This window comes from Luteimonas sp. S4-F44 (genome assembly GCF_022637415.1).
GTDB lineage: Bacteria > Pseudomonadota > Gammaproteobacteria > Xanthomonadales > Xanthomonadaceae > Luteimonas.
Genome location: NZ_CP093340.1, coordinates 1,991,083 through 2,005,919, shown reverse-complemented (window position 1 = coordinate 2,005,919; position 14,837 = coordinate 1,991,083). Strand labels below are relative to the sequence as shown.

Sequence of the window (14,837 nt, the reverse complement as noted above, 5' to 3'; positions counted from 1 at the left end):
CTCCGTGGCCGGACTTTAAAAAAAGCGGATGGCGACACCGTTCTGCACCATCATTTTCGTCCGGTTCGGACAGCACTCGTTGCGGCGCCTTGGGCGCCGCTAACGAATACGGAGTTACACCATGCAACTGATTCTGCTGCAGAAGGTCACCAACCTCGGCAATCTGGGTGACAAGGTCAACGTCAAGCCGGGCTATGGCCGCAACTATCTGGTGCCCCAGGGCAAGGCTGTGCCGGCGACCGAGGCCAATCTGGCCGAGTTCGAGACCCGCCGTGCCGAGTACGAGGCCAAGGCCAAGGCGCAGTTCGACGAGGCGCAGACGCGTCTGGCCAAGCTCGAAGGTGCCAGCGTGACCGTTTACGCGAACGCGTCGACCGAGGGCAAGCTGTACGGTTCGGTCGGTCCGCGCGAGATCGCCGATGCGCTGACCAAGGCGGTCGCGCCGGTCGAGAAGTCGGAGGTCGTGCTCGGTGAGGGCGCGTTCCGCAACACCGGTGAGTACGAGGTGGTCGTGCATCTGCACGCCGACGCCGAGACCACGGTCAAGGTGATCATCGAAGGCGAGGTTGCCTGATCCATCGGATCGGGTGGTCCTGGACGGGCGCCGCAAGGCGCCCGTTTTCGTTTGGGCTGCTTGCCCAACCACTGTTCGCTAGTGGCAGCTCCACGGCGGACCTCGGTTGGGCGGTGGCCTGGCGGGCAGTGGCCGCTTGTCCCTCGGTCAGGGCATCCTGTCCTGACTCGGGCGCGCGCCGGCTCCGCTTTGCGGATCGGTCCGGCCCGGCGCAGCGCGCCGGGCGTTCGCCCACTCGCGCGGGCATGCCGCGCAAGCGGAGCGGGCTCACCCATGGCGCGCTTGGCGCGGCCACTGCCCGCCAGTCCGCCGCTCGCGAGCGTCCGGATGTGCGACTTCTGTGGCGCCTCGACGAGGGCGCGCGCGCACCGGGTTGGTGTTCGGGCGGCTAGTCTTTCGCCCAGTGGAAGGCCTTCCACGGCTTCAGAGCGGCCAAGTTCCGGATCGCGGGCGAGGGCTCGGCCGGGCGTTGCGGAGAGCGGACCATGGATGGTCCGCGGCGGCGAGTCAGTCAGGGATGACTGACCGAGCCGAGGAGCAATCCCGGCCGGGCACTCGCAGCCTCCGAAGAAGTCGTCTCAGTCCGCGAGATAACCCGCTGTGAAGCTGCGCATCGTTAGGCTTATCCACAGGTTATGGGGTCGCGTGTCCACAGGCCCGCGCTCTAGCATGTCACTCGCCGTAGTCCGTTCTTTCTGAAGTCGACCGCCATGTCCGCACGTCCCGAGTACCGCAATGACCACCGTGCCGATGCGCGCGTCGAACAACTGCGCATCCCGCCGCAGTCGGTCGAGGCCGAGCAGGCCGTGCTCGGCGGCCTCATGCTGGTGCCCGATGCCTATGACCGCATCGCCGACCTGCTGGTGTCTGAGGATTTCTACCGGCGCGATCACCAGAAGATCTACGCCGCGATCCAGGAACTGGCCGAGAAGAACAAGCCGTTCGATGCGGTGACGCTGGGCGAGTGGTTCGAGTCCAACGGGCTGTCGGAGCTGGTCGCTGGCGGCGCGTATCTGGGCGAGTTGGCGAGCACGACGCCGTCGGCCGCCAATATCCGCGCCTACGCCGAGATCGTGCGCGACAAGGCGATCCTGCGTCAGCTGATCGATGTCGGTACCGAGATCGTCAACGACGGTTTCCAGCCCGAGGGCCGTGACAGCAGCGAGATCCTGGCCAAGGCCGAGCAGCAGGTGTTCAAGATCGCCGAGGCCGGTGCCCAGGGGCGCAGCGACTTCACCGCGATCAACAAGGCGATGGCCGATGCCTTCGACGTGCTGCAGACCCGCTACAACAACGGCGGCGGCGTCACCGGTCTGCCAACCGGCTACACCGAGTTCGACGAGATGACCGCCGGCCTGCAGCCGACCGACCTGATCATCCTGGCCGCGCGCCCGGCGATGGGCAAGACGACGTTCGCGCTCAACATCGCCGAGTACGCGGCGATCAAGACCAAGAAGGCGGTCGGCGTGTTCTCGATGGAAATGTCAGCCAGCCAGCTCGCGCTGCGCCTGATTTCCTCCAATGGCCGGGTCAATGCGACGCGCCTGCGCACCGGCCAGCTCGAGGACGAGGACTGGAGCCGGGTGAGCAGTGCGATCCGCATGCTCAAGGAGACCAAGATCTTCATCGACGACACCCCGGGCCTGGGTCCGGACGTGCTGCGCGCCAAGTGTCGCCGCCTCAAGCGCGAGCACGACCTGGGGCTGGTGGTGATCGATTACCTGCAGCTGATGTCAGTGCCGGGCAACAGCGAGAACCGCGCGACCGAGATCTCCGAGATCTCGCGCTCGCTCAAGGGCCTGGCCAAGGAGCTCAACGTGCCGGTGATCGCGCTGTCCCAGCTCAACCGCTCGCTGGAAACCCGCGCCGACAAGCGTCCGGTGATGGCCGACCTGCGTGAGTCGGGCGCCATCGAGCAGGACGCCGACATCATCATCTTCATCTACCGCGACGACTACTACAACAAGGAAACTTCGCCGGACAAGGGACTGGCCGAGATCATCATCGGCAAGCAGCGAAGCGGCCCGACGGGGTCGGTGAAGCTGAAGTTCTTCGGCGAGTACACCCGCTTCGACAACCTCTCGCACGACTCGATCGGCAGCTTCGAGTAACGCGCGGCAGTCGCGTCGTCATTGCGACGCGGGGGCGCGCGAGGCCGTGTCGCGCGCGCCGGGTAGGGCGAACGCATGCAGCAGGGGCGCCGGTGGCGAGGCCGCCGCCGGTCAGGCGGCGCGCAGCTCGTGTCCGGCATCGCTTTACGGCTGGACGTGATGCAGCCGGACGCGGCCGACGTGCAGGCCGGCGCTGGACGGATCGATCGCGACCGGCACGGCATCCTCGGTGCGGAAGCGCACGGTGCCGTCGGGCATCCATACGACGATCTCCAGCGCGACCGCGCCCGTCAGGCGCGCGCGTGGCACGTCGAGCGCGAACTCGTAAGGCCCGGCGCCGACGGTCGTGCTGCGTTCGGCCAGCACGCGCGCCTCGCCCGTGCGGGCAGGGTCGACCAGGCGGACATCGAGCCGGGACCCTTCGGGCATCAGGATCTTCTCGAAGTAGACGGCCTCGCCCTGCAGGGTGAGCGATGGCTGCGGCACGCTGTCGGTCATCGGCGGTGCTCCTGCGGCGACGGTCGGGGCGGGGGTCTGGCAGGCGCCGAGCAGGGCCACGGGGAGCGCTGCGGCAGCGATGCGGGCAAGCAACGGGAGCGGACGGGTCGGGGACATCGGATGGACTCCACGGCGTTGATGCCGCCCAGCATGCGCGCCTTCGGCGCAATGGGGGCGCAATGCTCGGCTGGCGGCGGTCACGGGCGCAGGCGCAGCCGGACCCAGGTGCCGAAGTGGTCGGACGGCCAGGTGCCCTCGGCGTCCGGTGTGTCGAGCACCACCCGCGCGTCCTCGATCTCAAACCGGCCCTGCTGCGCGAACACCAGGTCGATCCGCGAGCGGTAGTCGAAGAAGTGCGGGTTGAGCGTGGTCACGCCGGCGCCGTCGGCCTCCGGGTGCTGCGCGCCATAGGCGTCGATGTAGCGTGCGCGCAGCGCCGCGAACTCGGGTGCGCTGGCCGGTGAATTGAAATCGCCCAGGATCAGCGACGGCACATCCCCAGACGTACGCGCCACGAAGTCCAGCGCGTCGGCGACCTGCACTGCGCGGATCGCGCCGCCCTCCAGGGTCCAGTGCAGATGGGTGAAGTAGACATCGAGCGGGCGGCCATCGAGCTCGAGGCGCGCGTGGCCGATGCTGCGCGAGTCGTCGTGCGGCTGCAGCCGGTGCCAGTCCTGCGCCTTGACGGGCAGCCGGGTGAGCAGGGCGTTGCCGTAACGGTGCGCCTGGTCGGCCGGATCGGTGGAGACGAACTGCACCGTATAGCCGAGTTCGGTGGCGATGGTCTGCGCCTGGTTGTGCAGGGCCTCGGTCTGCAGCACTTCCTGCAGAGCGATGATGTCGGGATCGAGCGCGCGCAACTGCTCGACGATCAGCGGCAGCCGCTTCGGCCAGTCGGCCTTGTCGTGGTAGATGTTGAGCGTGACCACGTCGAGCGTGCGCGGCGGTGCCGGTTCGGGCTTCGCGCCGCCGGTGCCGGTGCAGGCGGCGAGGACGAGCAGCGACAACGCTGCGGGCAGGCAATGACGCATCAGGCGGGACAATGGGGACATGGCGGCTCCGGTCATTCGGGGGCGACGTCGGTACGGACGACGGGGTAGAGGTTGTAGCGCGCATCCCAGGCGCTGTGTCGACGGTAGAAGTACGTCAGGCGCGCGTTCGGGTCCGCGGCGAAGGCCGGATCGTCGCGCAGCCGGGTGCGGAAATCCTCGGCGAGCGCCGGGTCGGCGGCCAGCATCTCGCGCGCGACCGCTTCGGCGACGTAGTCCTCCATGTACTCCTTGCGCTCGAAGTGGGTGTTGAAGCGACCCCAGGCGGCCATCGAGTCGGGCGCCTGCGGCTCGAGCAGTGCGGCGACCAGACGCGCCTTTGGCTGCGCGATCGGCACGTACAGCGCGCCGGCACCGATGTCCTGCGGCTCGGCGCGCCAGCGGCCCTCGAGCGTGAGCCGCTGGTGGCCCTCGACTGGGGCGGTGCCGAACGCGGTGCGCTCGGCGCGGAAGGTGTCGACGGCGAGCTGGGGATGGGCGCGCGTGAGCGTTGAATAGGTGATGCCATGGCGGTCGAGCGCCTGGGCGACGCTGGTCGCGTGGGCGGCGGGCACGATATAGCCTGCGCGCGGCAACGTGACGGTCAGCGACGGCACGATCTCGTCGCGCAGCGGCACCCGCCAGATCTGTGGCGTGGTCTCGTCATAGCGCGTCATCAGCGCGCCCGAGACTTCCGACCGCGTGCGGGTGTAGGCGTAGCCGCGGAAGTCGACCATTCGCGCGCGTGGTGTGGCCTGCCAGTCCAGCGGCAGCGGGGTGCCGCCGAGTGCGGCGGCGCGGGTGTCGGCGTCGGCCGCCACGCGCCTCCAGTCGCGACCATGGCGGGCGATCTGTTCGAGCACCGAGATCACGGTGTTGCGGGTCAAGGCCACGCGGACCGGGTAGGGTTTCCACGAGTGGGTCTCGATCAGCATCGCCACCCGGTTGCGCAGCGGGAAGTAGCCGGTCGAGAAGCGCGGCGGCGATACGCCGTCCTCGAAACCCGAGGCCGGATTGTCGGATTCGACGAACGACGGGTAATAGGGCAGCGGCAGCGCGCCTTGGCGCGCGAGGTCGTCGATGACCGCATCGCGGAATGCGCGTCCCGCATTGCGCATCTGCGCATCGCCCGAATGCACCGGCTCGACCTGCACCGCGATGTCGTGCTCGAATTGCGCGCCGTTGGTCGCATGCAGGTCGACGTAGGCGATCGGATCCCAGGCCTCGACCAGCGCCAGCATCGCCTGCATCTCCGGCGCATCCGCCTTGGCGTAGTCGCGGTTGAGGTTGTAGTTCTGCGCCGTGGTGCGCCAGCCCATCTCGCGCGGGCCGCGCTGATTGGGCCGGTTCCAGGCCGCGAAGCGTTCGTGACCATCGGCGCTGAACACCGGCACGAACACCCAGACCAGCGCGTCGAGCGCGCCGGGCGCGGCGTCGCCGTCGAGCACCTGGCGCAGCGCCAGAAAACCGGCGTCCTTGCCGTCGATCTCGCCGGCATGGATACCGCCCTGGATCAGTACGACCGGGATGCCCTGCGCGCGCGCCTGGGCAGGGTCGAGGATGCCGCTGCGGCTGACGATCAGTGCCTGCATCGGCCGGCCTTCGGGCGTGGTGCCGAACTGCGTGCAGCGCACCGCATCGGGATGCAGGCGGGCGAAGGTGGCGCACAGGCGCACGACCTCATCATAGCGGCCGGTCTCGATGAATCCGCTGCGCTCGGACACGGTGATGCGCGGATCGTCGGTCTTGGCCGTGGACGACAGTGGCACGGCGAGTGCGGCGGCGAGTAACAGCGGCAGGAGCGGGCGGCGGAACATGGCGGCGGTCCGGAAAAAGAGCGACTGTGCATGATGCCCGGCTGGGCGCACGCCCCCAAGGGCGGTATCGAGATTGATGGCCCAGCGCCCGGCACTTGCCCTCGTTCGGCCGGCATGGCAGTCGCGGGCCGGGCGCGAGGATCGGGTAGGCTGTGGGGTTCCCAGACTGCCTTCGACGCGCCGATGACGACCGTCCAGACCACTGCGGGCCGCATGCCCCGCCAGATCTCCTACATCATCGGCAACGAAGCCTGCGAGCGTTTCAGCTTCTACGGCATGCGCAACATCCTGGTGCCGTTCCTGATCAGTTCGGTGCTGCTGGCCTACCTGCCCGAGGGGCCGCAGCGCGACGGCGCGGCCAAGGACATCTTCCACATGTTCGTGATCGGCGTGTACTTCTTTCCGCTGCTGGGCGGGTGGTTGTCCGACCGGTTCTTCGGCAAGTACCACACCATCCTGTGGTTCTCGCTGATCTACTGCGCCGGTCATGCGTGCCTGGCGCTGTTCGAGAACAACGCTGCGGGGTTCTATACCGGTCTGTTCCTGATCGCGCTCGGCTCGGGCGGCATCAAGCCGCTGGTGGTCTCGTTCTGCGGCGACCAGTTCGACCAGAGCAACAAGGACAAGGCCAAGCTGGTCTTCGACGCGTTCTACTGGATCATCAACTTCGGTTCGTTCTTCGCGTCGCTGCTGGCGCCGCTGTTCCTGCGCCATTTCGGGCCGGCGGTCGCCTTCGGCATCCCCGGCATCCTGATGTTCATCGCCACATTCGTGTTCTGGCTCGGGCGTCGGCGCTACGTCGACGTGCCCCCGGCCGGTCGCGATCCGCACGCCTTCTTCGAGGTGGTCAAGACCGCGCTGCGCGCCGAGCGCCCAGGCGCAGGCCGCCCTGGTCTGCTGGTCGCGCTGTTCGGCATCGCGGTCGCGGTGCTGCTGCTGGTGCTGTGGGCGCTGTCGGCGGTGGGCGTGGTGTCGCCGGCCTGGGCCGAGTCCTTCAACTTCGTGATCTCGGCCTGCCTGGCGCTGGGTGTGATCATCGCAGCCGGCGGCGTCGGCGCTTCGATGCAGCTCGAGCGGGCGCGCGGCTCACACCCCGATGCCGCGGTCGATGGCGTGCGCGCGGTGCTGCGGATCCTGATCGTGTTCGCGCTGGTCACGCCGTTTTGGTCGCTGTTCGACCAGAAGGCCTCGACCTGGATCATCCAGGGTCGCGAGATGGTGATCCCGCACGCGGCTTGGTGGTGGCCGAGCTGGCTGATCCAGGACGCGGCGCAGATGCAGGCGCTCAACCCGTTGCTGGTGATGCTGCTGATCCCGTTCAACAACCTGGTGCTGTATCCGGCGCTGCGCGCGATGGGGCTGTCGGTAACGCCGCTGCGCCGCATGGGTTGGGGCATCGCGTTCTCGGGCGTGGCGTGGATCGCCGCTGGCGCGATCCAGTTGTGGATCGACGGTGGCGAGCAGGTCTCGCTGGCCTGGCAGTCGCTGCCCTACCTGCTGCTGACCTTCGGCGAGGTGCTGGTGTCGGCGACCGCGCTGGAGTTCGCCTACAGCCAGGCGCCGCAGGCGATGAAGGGCGTGATCATGGCGTTCTGGTACCTGACCAGCACCTTCGGCAGCCTGTGGGTGCTGCTGACCAATGCCAGCGTGCGCAACGAGGCGGTGACCGCGTACATTGCCTCATCGGGGCTGAGCGAGAACGCCTTCCTGATGTTCTTCTTCGCCGGATTCGCGTTCCTGGCGGCCTTGGCGTTCGCGGCCTATGCACGGCGCTATCCCATGCAGGACCACTACCGTGTCGCCTGATTCCTCCTTCCGGAAGCCCGCCCGATGAACCTCGCTCCCGTCACGCTGCTGCTGATCGTCGTCACCGCCGTGGTGTCGTGGCAGGCGTTCGAGAAGCCGCAGCTGCTCGCCCGGCTGATCCTGTGGCCGCCGGCGGTCGACCGTTATCGCCAGTACGACCGGCTGCTGACGCATGGCTTCATCCATGCCGACTGGCAGCACCTGATCTTCAACATGCTCACGCTGTTCTTTTTCGGCGGCGGGATCGAGCGCGCATTCGCGCCGTATATCGGGCCGGTCGGCTTTCTGATGTTCTACCTGTCGGCGATCCTGGTCGCGATCCTGCCGACCTATCTGCGTCACCGGCGCGACCCGCACTACCGCAGCCTGGGCGCCTCGGGCGCGGTGTCGGCGGTGCTGTTCGCATCCATCCTGCTCAGCCCGTGGTCGATGCTGCTGGTGTTTTTCATCCCGATGCCAGCGATCGTGTTCGGCGTGTGCTATGTCGGCTACAGCATCTGGATGGACCGCCGCGGCGGCGACAATATCAATCACAGTGCCCACCTGTGGGGGGCGGGCTATGGCGTGTTGTTCACCGTGATGATGGAGCCGCGCGTGCTCGGCAGTTTCGTCGATCGCCTGATGTCGCCGTCGTTCTTCTAGCGGCGAGTGCGGGACGCGGGTCGCGTCCGCGCTCACCAGCCTTGCATGCGAGGCGTGGTATCCCTGCAAGCACTTCCAACAAATGGAGTGCGTGTCCATGGCCGTGACCCGAGCGAAAGCCACTAGCCTGCTCAACAAGACCGAGATGGGGTTGTACGACGCTAGCCGTGCCAACGCAGTACGCGGCCTGAGCGACGCTCAACTCGCCAAGCTGGTGACCCGCGCGCGCACCGCGCGGGATCGTGCGCGCGATCTGGAGAAGCGCCAGCGTCTGGCCTCGCGCAAGTCCACCGGCAGCAAGACCGGGCGGACCGGGCAGGCGAATGCGCGCACCGGCGAGAAGGCCGAACTGCTCGCCGACATCCTGAGCCGCTTCGAAACTCGCCAGAAGGACAACACGAAGGCGGCCAAGGCGGCGGCGACGGCGGCACGTCAGTCGGCGAAGACGAAGACGAGGAGCGCGTCGAGCGCACGCAAGCCGGCCGCCAAGTCAGCCACCAAGTCGGTGACTGTCGCCGGTTCGACAGGCTCGCGGACGAAGACTGCCAAGACCGCCAAGACTGCTAAGACAGCCAAGACAGCCAAGACCGCGGCGAAGTCGGCCACGTCCCGGCGTACAGCGTCTGCGACGACATCGGCCGCCGTCGGCAAGGTCCCCGCCAAGTCGGCATCGGCCCGGTCGCGCAAGGCGACCACGCCTGCGGCACGGAAGTCGGCGTCTGAGGACAAGCCGGCGGCGCCCGCGCGCAAATCGCAGCGCCGAGCGCGCATTTCGCCCGAGCGCGCACTCGACAACACGCGACAGCTGTTGGAGCAGCACGAAGCGCAGGCGCGCGCAGCCAAGCCTTGGGAGGAGATCGGCAATGACGGCGCAGCGTCGGCGACGCCGGGATTCCAGTCGCCGCAGGCCCGGGCCAAGGCGCTGGAGCTGCACGCCGCCGAAAGCCGGCAGGCCTCGATCCATGGCAGCAGCAGTACGCGCGACCGCAAGAACCAGGGCAAGCGCGATCGTCGTGCGGCGACGGACTGACCGCCCGCTCGCTGGTCCGGCGGTGTTCGCCCTCCCACGTCCGCACCGGTATGACCGGCGTTGCGCCATGTGACGCTGGGCAGTATCGGCCGCACCCTTGGGCCCAAGGGGAAGGGCGACACCGTCGTCCCCCTATTCACATTTCGGTCGATAATTGCGGTATCGTGCGCGGACTGTTCAAGGCGGGATCACGGTACATCGTGGCTCCGATGCGGTAGATCCAATCTCAAGACGGCCGGGCTTTCCGGTCGGGACGATCCGCTCCATCGCTTTCGCGTTACCCCTTGCTAGACAGTCGCGGCAGCCGGCCATCCAAACAACGCCGGACGTCGTGTTCCAATGACCACACTGCTTCAAGGAGTAACACCATGTCAGAGCGCCAGACCGGAACCGTCAAGTGGTTCAACGATGCCAAGGGCTTCGGCTTCATCACCCCGGAAAGCGGCCAGGACCTGTTCGTCCACTTCCGCTCGATCCAGGGCACCGGCTTCAAGTCGCTGCAGGAAGGCCAGAAGGTCTCCTTCAAGGTTGTGCAGGGCCAGAAGGGCCTGCAGGCTGACGAGGTGCAGGCGATCTAATCGCCCGCAGCGTCTGCGAGATCCGGCCCCGGACGGTAACGTCCGGGGCTTTTTCGTATGCGTCGGCCTGGCGCCCGTCGTTCACGACAAGGCCACGTCGATGTCGTTAGCGTTTCGTGAGCTCCACGCCGCGTGGGCGGCCCGAGGATCGATGATGAGACGGATGGTGCTGTGCGTATTGCCGCTGTTGCTGCTGGCCTGCCAGCGCGAGGCGCCCGTGCCGGCGCAGCCGGCGGCCGGATCGGCCGGGGCCGATCCCGAAGCGGTGCAGCCGTTGGCCGAAGTGCCGGTCAAGCTCGAGGATGTGGTCGAGATGGACCCGCGCTACATCGTCGGCATCAGCTACCCGCCCGAAGCCAACAAGTACCCGGGGCTTGCCGCCGAATTGCATCGCTTTGCCCAGGCGGCGCGCGACGAGCTCAAGCAGGCATTGCCAGGCGCCGAGCTGCAGCCGGGCGTGACCTACGATCTGTCGCTGAGTTTCACCACGCTGCTCGACACCCCGCGCGTGCTCGCCATCGCCGCCGATGGCGGCAGCTACACCGGGGGCGCGCACGACAACCCGATCATCGCGCGCTTCTTCTGGCTCGTCCGGGAGGAGCGGTTGCTCACCGCCGACGAACTTGTCGTCGGCGCGGGCGACTGGCAGGCGATTTCGGATTACGTGCGCGAGCAACTGCATGCCGCGTTGTCCCAGCGCATCGACGCCGACGAGCTCGAACCCGCCGAGCGCAGTCGGATGATGCAGACCGCAGGCCGGATGATCGACGAAGGCGCGCGGCCGGATGTGGCCAACTTCCAGCAGTTCGAGCCGATCGCCGGCCCGGGCGGCAAACTGGCAGGGCTGCGCTTCGTGTTTCCGCCCTACCAGGTCGGGCCATACTCGGACGGCGTGCAGACCGTCGAGGTGCCGGCCTCGGTGCTGGTGCCGCATGTGGCGCCGGCGTATCGCGATCTATTCGTCGCCGGCTGAGACTTCGCGCGCGAGGGCGCCCAGCGTACTGCCGATCTCGGCATCGAGCCGCAAGGTCGCCAGTGGGTCGGCGCGTGTGACGCCGCGGTTGAGGATCGCCAGCGACAGGCCCGCCTCGTGGGCCATTTTCGCGAAACGAAAGCCCGAGTAGACCATCAGCGACGAGCCGATGACGAGCATCGCATCGCTTGCCGCCAGGGCCGTCCTTGCCGCCTGCACGCGCGCCTTCGGCACGTTCTCGCCGAAGAACACCACATCGGGTTTGAGCAGGCCGTCGCAGTGCAGGCACCGTGGCGGCATGAAGACGGATTCCGACTCGGCGGCGATGTCGGCGTCGCCATCGGGGGCCATCGCGGCCGCGCCGGGATGCCAGCCGGGGTTGTCGGCGACGAGCCTGGGCTGCAGCGCATCGCGCGGCATCGTGGCACCGCAGCCCAGGCAGACGACGCGGTCGAGCCGGCCGTGCAGATCAATCACCGAGCGGCTGCCGGCGGCCTGGTGCAGGCCGTCGACGTTCTGGGTCAGCAGTGTCGTGATCGGGCCGGCATTGCCGAGGGCGGCCAGTGTCCGATGCGCGGCGTTGGGGCGGGCAATGGAGAATCGCGGCCAGCCGACGAAGCTGCGTGCCCAATAGCGGCGGTAGATCGCGGGGTCGCCGGTGAAGGCCTGCCAGGTGACGGGCGCGGGGCGCTTCCAGGCGCCGTCGGTATCGCGGTAGTCGGGAATGCCCGAGCCTGTGCTGATGCCGGCGCCGGTGAGCACGAAGACGCGGCGGAATCCGTCGAGCCAGTCGCGCAGGCGTTCGGGGGCGTCGGTGGCTTGGGTGGCGTCGAGACGGATCGCGGACATGCGGCCATGCTACTCCGGGCTTCTGCTCTGCGTAGGTGGCGCGCTCACGCGTGAAGTGGCTTCGCCTGAAAAACCTGTCCTTGAACGAGGTGCCAAGAACCAGGGCCCTTCTATTAAGTACGGTGTTACGAGTCCGCTTCGGATGGGCAGCGGCCTGCTGGCCGGAAGCCGCTCCCCCCTCGGCAAGGCATCCTGCCTTGACTTGGGCGCGCACCATCCATGGCGCGCTTGACGCGGCCACCGGCCAGCAGTCCGCTGCCGGGGCCGTTTCGATCACTGCCTTCAACTAGAGCGGCCAAGCCATGCGCTGGAAGAAGTCGCACGCGTTCGGTCTCGTGCGTGCCGTGCATCCGCGCGAACGCCGTGCGAGCCGGACCGCGAAGCGGCCTTGACCGAGGGGAGAGCGGCTTTCGGCTGGCAGGCCGCTGTCTATCCGAAGCGCAGCGCCCATCCCGTATTGGGGTGGGCCAAAAAGAAGAACGCCCGGCGCGGGGCCGGGCGTTCTGGTCAAGCGTCGCGGTGCGCGATCAGTTGGTCGCGTCCTTCGGATCGGGCGCCAGGCCGCGCTTGATCAGCAGGGGCTGGATCTGCGGCTCGTGGCCGGTGAAATCCACGAACAGCTGCTTGGCGTCCTTGCTACCGCCTCGCGAGAGCAGGGTGCTGCGGAAGCGATCGCCGTTGGCGCGGGTCAGGCCGCCGTTCTGCTCGATCCACTGCACGGTGTTGGCGTCCAGCACTTCCGACCAGATGTAGGCGTAGTAGCCGGCCGCGTAGCCGCCGTTGATGTGGCTGAAGTACGGCGTGCGATAGCGCGGCGGCACCGGCGGGTAGTCCAGGCCGGCGGCCTTGAGCGCGGCGGCTTCGGTCGTCATGACCTCGGACGCCTCCGGCAGCTGGTCGGCCGGCAACTGGTGCAGGTACTGGTCGAGCATCGCCGAGCCCAGGTATTCGGTGGTCGCGAAGCCCTGGTTGAACTTGGCGGCGGCCTGCACCTTCTGCAGCAGTTCGGCCGGCATCGGCGCGCCGGTGCGGTAGTCCTTGGCGTAGTTGGCCAGCACTTCCGGCCAGTCGGCCCACATCTCATTGACCTGCGAGGGGAACTCGACGAAGTCGCGCGGCACGCTGGTCCCGCTGAAGAACGGGTACTTCACGTCCGAGAACATGCCGTGCAGCGCATGGCCGAACTCGTGGAACATCGTGGTCACCTCATCCCAGGTCAGCAGCGTCGGCTGGCCGGCCTGCGGCTTGGGGATGTTCTGGTGGTTGGCGGTGACCGTCAGCGTGCCGTCGAGCTCGGACTGCGAGACGTAGGAGTTCATCCACGCGCCACCGCGCTTGGACGGGCGCGCGTAGGGGTCGTAGATGAAGATCGCCAGCTGGCTGCCGTCCTCGTTGAAGACGTCGTAGGTCCAGGTGTCGGGGTGGTACTTGGGCAGGTCGGTGCGTTCCTTGAACGTGATGCCGTAGAGCTTGGTCGCGGCGAAGAACACGCCGTTCTCGAGCACGTTTTTCATCTCGAAGTAGGGCTTGAGCTGCGCATCGTCGAAGCTGTACTTGTCCTGCCGGACCTTCTCCGAGTAGTAGGCCCAGTCCCACGGTTCGAGCTGGAATGTGGGCTCGCCCTTGGCCGCCTGCTCGCGGTCGATCATCGCCTGCAGTTCGGCGGCTTCGCGCTTGGCGTTGGCGACGGCGGCTGGCGCCAGCTGGCCGAGCATACCGTTGACGGCCTCGACGGTGCCTGCGGTCGAATCTTCGAGGATGAAGGCGGCCTGGTTCGGGTAGCCCATCAGGTTGGCGCGCTCGGCGCGCAGCTTCAGGATCTGGGCGATCACGCCGGTGTTGTCGTACTGGTTGCCACGGCTGCCGCGTGCGACCGAGGCCTTGTGGATACGCTCGCGCAGCGCGCGGTTGTTGATCTGCGGCAGCGGCGGCTGGCCGGTGGTGTTGAGCAGGGTGATGACGTACTTGCCTTCGAGTCCGCGCGACTTGGCGGCTTCGGCCGCGGCGGCGATCTGTGCGTCGCTCAGGCCGTCGAGCTCGGCCACGGTGTCGACCACGACGGCCGAGTCGTTGACCTCGTTGAGCACGTTCTGGCTGAAGGTCGTCGAGAGCTTGGCCGACTCGGCGTTGATGCGCCGCATCTGCTCCTTCTGCGCGTCGCTCAGATTGGCGCCGGCGCGGACGAACATGGTGTGGTAGCGCTCGACCAGACGCTGGCCCTCGGCGTCCAGACCGAGCGAGCCGACGTTCTTGTACAGCGTGTCGACGCGGGCGAAGAGCTTGGGATTGAGCATGATCGCGTCACGGTGTGCGGCGAACTTCGGCGCATAGTCGGCGTCGATCTGCTTGCGCGTGTCGTTGGTGTCGGTGCCGTTGAGGTTGCCGAAGATCCGGCGTGCGCGCGACAGCAGCTCGCCCGACTTCTCCAGCGCGACGATCGTGTTGTCGAAGGTCGGTGGCTCGGGATTGTTGGCGATCGCCTCGATCTCGCGCAGGTTCTCAGCCATGCCGGCGTCGAATGCGGGGCCGAAGTGCGCGTCCTGGATCAGGTCGAAGCGCGGGTAGCGCAGGTCGAGCGTGCTCTCCACGAACAGCGGATTGTCCGCCGGGCGCTGGGCGCTTGCCGCAGGCGCGGCCGCGGCGGTGTCCGAGGACTGGGCGAAGACGGGCAGGGCGGACACGGCGAGGGCCGCACACAGTGCGGCGGCAAGCGGGTGCTTGAGCAAGGGTGACTCTCCGGGTGACGTGACCGCCTAGGCTAGCCCATCGGGCATCGCGATGACCATGCCGGAAGTCCACACTGGACTTGCGCAGTCCATTCAACGGGATGCGGGCCACTGTTCGCGTGGTGCGTGATGGCGATCAGCCGATGCGACACCTTCCCCGACGACGTCGACCCTGGATCTGCGGCAGACTGCGGACCACCTTTCC

General features: G+C 67.7%; 12 protein-coding genes. 7 read left to right on the top strand and 5 right to left on the bottom strand.

The window, feature by feature from the left end; all coding sequences use genetic code 11:
- Positions 1–121 precede the first annotated feature (121 nt).
- Both rplI and MNO14_RS09145 read left to right on the top strand, forming a co-directional pair.
- Positions 122–574 (top strand): 50S ribosomal protein L9, encoded by a 453-nt coding sequence (gene rplI, locus MNO14_RS09150; protein WP_241943455.1) that lies wholly within the window; start codon positions 122–124, stop codon positions 572–574.
- 710 nt (positions 575–1,284) lie between these two features.
- Positions 1,285–2,685, top strand: a complete 1,401-nt coding sequence (locus tag MNO14_RS09145; protein WP_047135784.1) for a replicative DNA helicase — start codon at positions 1,285–1,287, stop codon at positions 2,683–2,685.
- Positions 2,686–2,829: 144 nt separating this feature from the next.
- On the opposite strand, the gene MNO14_RS09140 is transcribed toward MNO14_RS09145, so the two are convergent.
- The 3 genes from MNO14_RS09140 to MNO14_RS09130 form a co-directional block, all read right to left on the bottom strand.
- The gene (locus MNO14_RS09140; protein ID WP_241943454.1) at positions 2,830–3,300 is read right to left on the bottom strand and encodes a YbaY family lipoprotein; all 471 of its coding nucleotides are present in this window, start codon (positions 3,298–3,300) and stop codon (positions 2,830–2,832) included.
- A gap of 80 nt (positions 3,301–3,380) precedes the next feature.
- A complete protein-coding gene (locus tag MNO14_RS09135; RefSeq protein WP_241943453.1) occupies positions 3,381–4,235 on the bottom strand; it encodes an endonuclease/exonuclease/phosphatase family protein in 855 nt (284 codons plus the stop codon).
- A gap of 11 nt (positions 4,236–4,246) precedes the next feature.
- Positions 4,247–6,028 (bottom strand): M14 family metallopeptidase, encoded by a 1,782-nt coding sequence (locus tag MNO14_RS09130; protein WP_241943452.1) that lies wholly within the window; start codon positions 6,026–6,028, stop codon positions 4,247–4,249.
- Positions 6,029–6,241: 213 nt separating this feature from the next.
- On the opposite strand from MNO14_RS09130, the gene MNO14_RS09125 reads away from it, so the two are divergent.
- The 5 genes from MNO14_RS09125 to MNO14_RS09105 all read left to right on the top strand — a co-directional run bounded on the left by MNO14_RS09125 (position 6,242) and on the right by MNO14_RS09105 (position 11,057).
- Positions 6,242–7,834, top strand: a complete 1,593-nt coding sequence (locus MNO14_RS09125; protein ID WP_241943451.1) for an oligopeptide:H+ symporter — start codon at positions 6,242–6,244, stop codon at positions 7,832–7,834.
- A 24-nt stretch (positions 7,835–7,858) separates the two neighbouring features.
- On the top strand, positions 7,859–8,476 hold the full coding sequence (locus MNO14_RS09120; RefSeq protein WP_241943450.1) for a rhomboid family intramembrane serine protease: 618 nt from the start codon (positions 7,859–7,861) through the stop codon (positions 8,474–8,476).
- 214 nt (positions 8,477–8,690) lie between these two features.
- Positions 8,691–9,506 carry a hypothetical protein gene (locus MNO14_RS09115; protein ID WP_241943449.1) on the top strand — a complete coding sequence of 272 codons (816 nt, stop codon included), beginning with the start codon at positions 8,691–8,693 and terminating at the stop codon, positions 9,504–9,506.
- 368 nt (positions 9,507–9,874) lie between these two features.
- Positions 9,875–10,084, top strand: coding sequence for a cold-shock protein (locus MNO14_RS09110; protein ID WP_047135789.1), 210 nt, complete (start codon positions 9,875–9,877; stop codon positions 10,082–10,084).
- A gap of 100 nt (positions 10,085–10,184) precedes the next feature.
- Positions 10,185–11,057: a DUF3298 and DUF4163 domain-containing protein gene (locus MNO14_RS09105; protein WP_241943448.1), complete on the top strand. Its 873-nt coding sequence runs from the start codon at positions 10,185–10,187 to the stop codon at positions 11,055–11,057.
- Here MNO14_RS09105 and MNO14_RS09100 read toward each other — a convergent pair.
- Both MNO14_RS09100 and MNO14_RS09095 read right to left on the bottom strand, forming a co-directional pair.
- Positions 11,040–11,906, bottom strand: coding sequence for an NAD-dependent protein deacetylase (locus MNO14_RS09100; RefSeq protein WP_241943447.1), 867 nt, complete (start codon positions 11,904–11,906; stop codon positions 11,040–11,042). The two genes, MNO14_RS09105 and MNO14_RS09100, sit on opposite strands and share 18 nt — an antisense overlap.
- A 527-nt stretch (positions 11,907–12,433) precedes the next feature.
- Positions 12,434–14,587 (bottom strand): M3 family metallopeptidase, encoded by a 2,154-nt coding sequence (locus tag MNO14_RS09095; RefSeq protein WP_241943446.1) that lies wholly within the window; start codon positions 14,585–14,587, stop codon positions 12,434–12,436.
- Positions 14,588–14,837: the final 250 nt, after the last annotated feature.

What these genes read in the sequence shown, in the direction of transcription:
- MNO14_RS09110 (WP_047135789.1), top strand. Translation starts at nt 9,875, where the DNA reads ATGTCAGAGCGCCAGACCGGAACCGTCAAGTGGTTCAACGATGCCAAG.
- MNO14_RS09140 (WP_241943454.1), bottom strand. Translation starts at nt 3,300, where the DNA reads ATGTCCCCGACCCGTCCGCTCCCGTTGCTTGCCCGCATCGCTGCCGCA.
- MNO14_RS09100 (WP_241943447.1), bottom strand. Translation starts at nt 11,906, where the DNA reads ATGTCCGCGATCCGTCTCGACGCCACCCAAGCCACCGACGCCCCCGAA.
- MNO14_RS09125 (WP_241943451.1), top strand. Translation starts at nt 6,242, where the DNA reads ATGCCCCGCCAGATCTCCTACATCATCGGCAACGAAGCCTGCGAGCGT.
- MNO14_RS09120 (WP_241943450.1), top strand. Translation starts at nt 7,859, where the DNA reads ATGAACCTCGCTCCCGTCACGCTGCTGCTGATCGTCGTCACCGCCGTG.
- MNO14_RS09135 (WP_241943453.1), bottom strand. Translation starts at nt 4,235, where the DNA reads ATGTCCCCATTGTCCCGCCTGATGCGTCATTGCCTGCCCGCAGCGTTG.
- MNO14_RS09145 (WP_047135784.1), top strand. Translation starts at nt 1,285, where the DNA reads ATGTCCGCACGTCCCGAGTACCGCAATGACCACCGTGCCGATGCGCGC.
- rplI (WP_241943455.1), top strand. Translation starts at nt 122, where the DNA reads ATGCAACTGATTCTGCTGCAGAAGGTCACCAACCTCGGCAATCTGGGT.
- MNO14_RS09105 (WP_241943448.1), top strand. Translation starts at nt 10,185, where the DNA reads ATGTCGTTAGCGTTTCGTGAGCTCCACGCCGCGTGGGCGGCCCGAGGA.
- MNO14_RS09130 (WP_241943452.1), bottom strand. Translation starts at nt 6,028, where the DNA reads ATGTTCCGCCGCCCGCTCCTGCCGCTGTTACTCGCCGCCGCACTCGCC.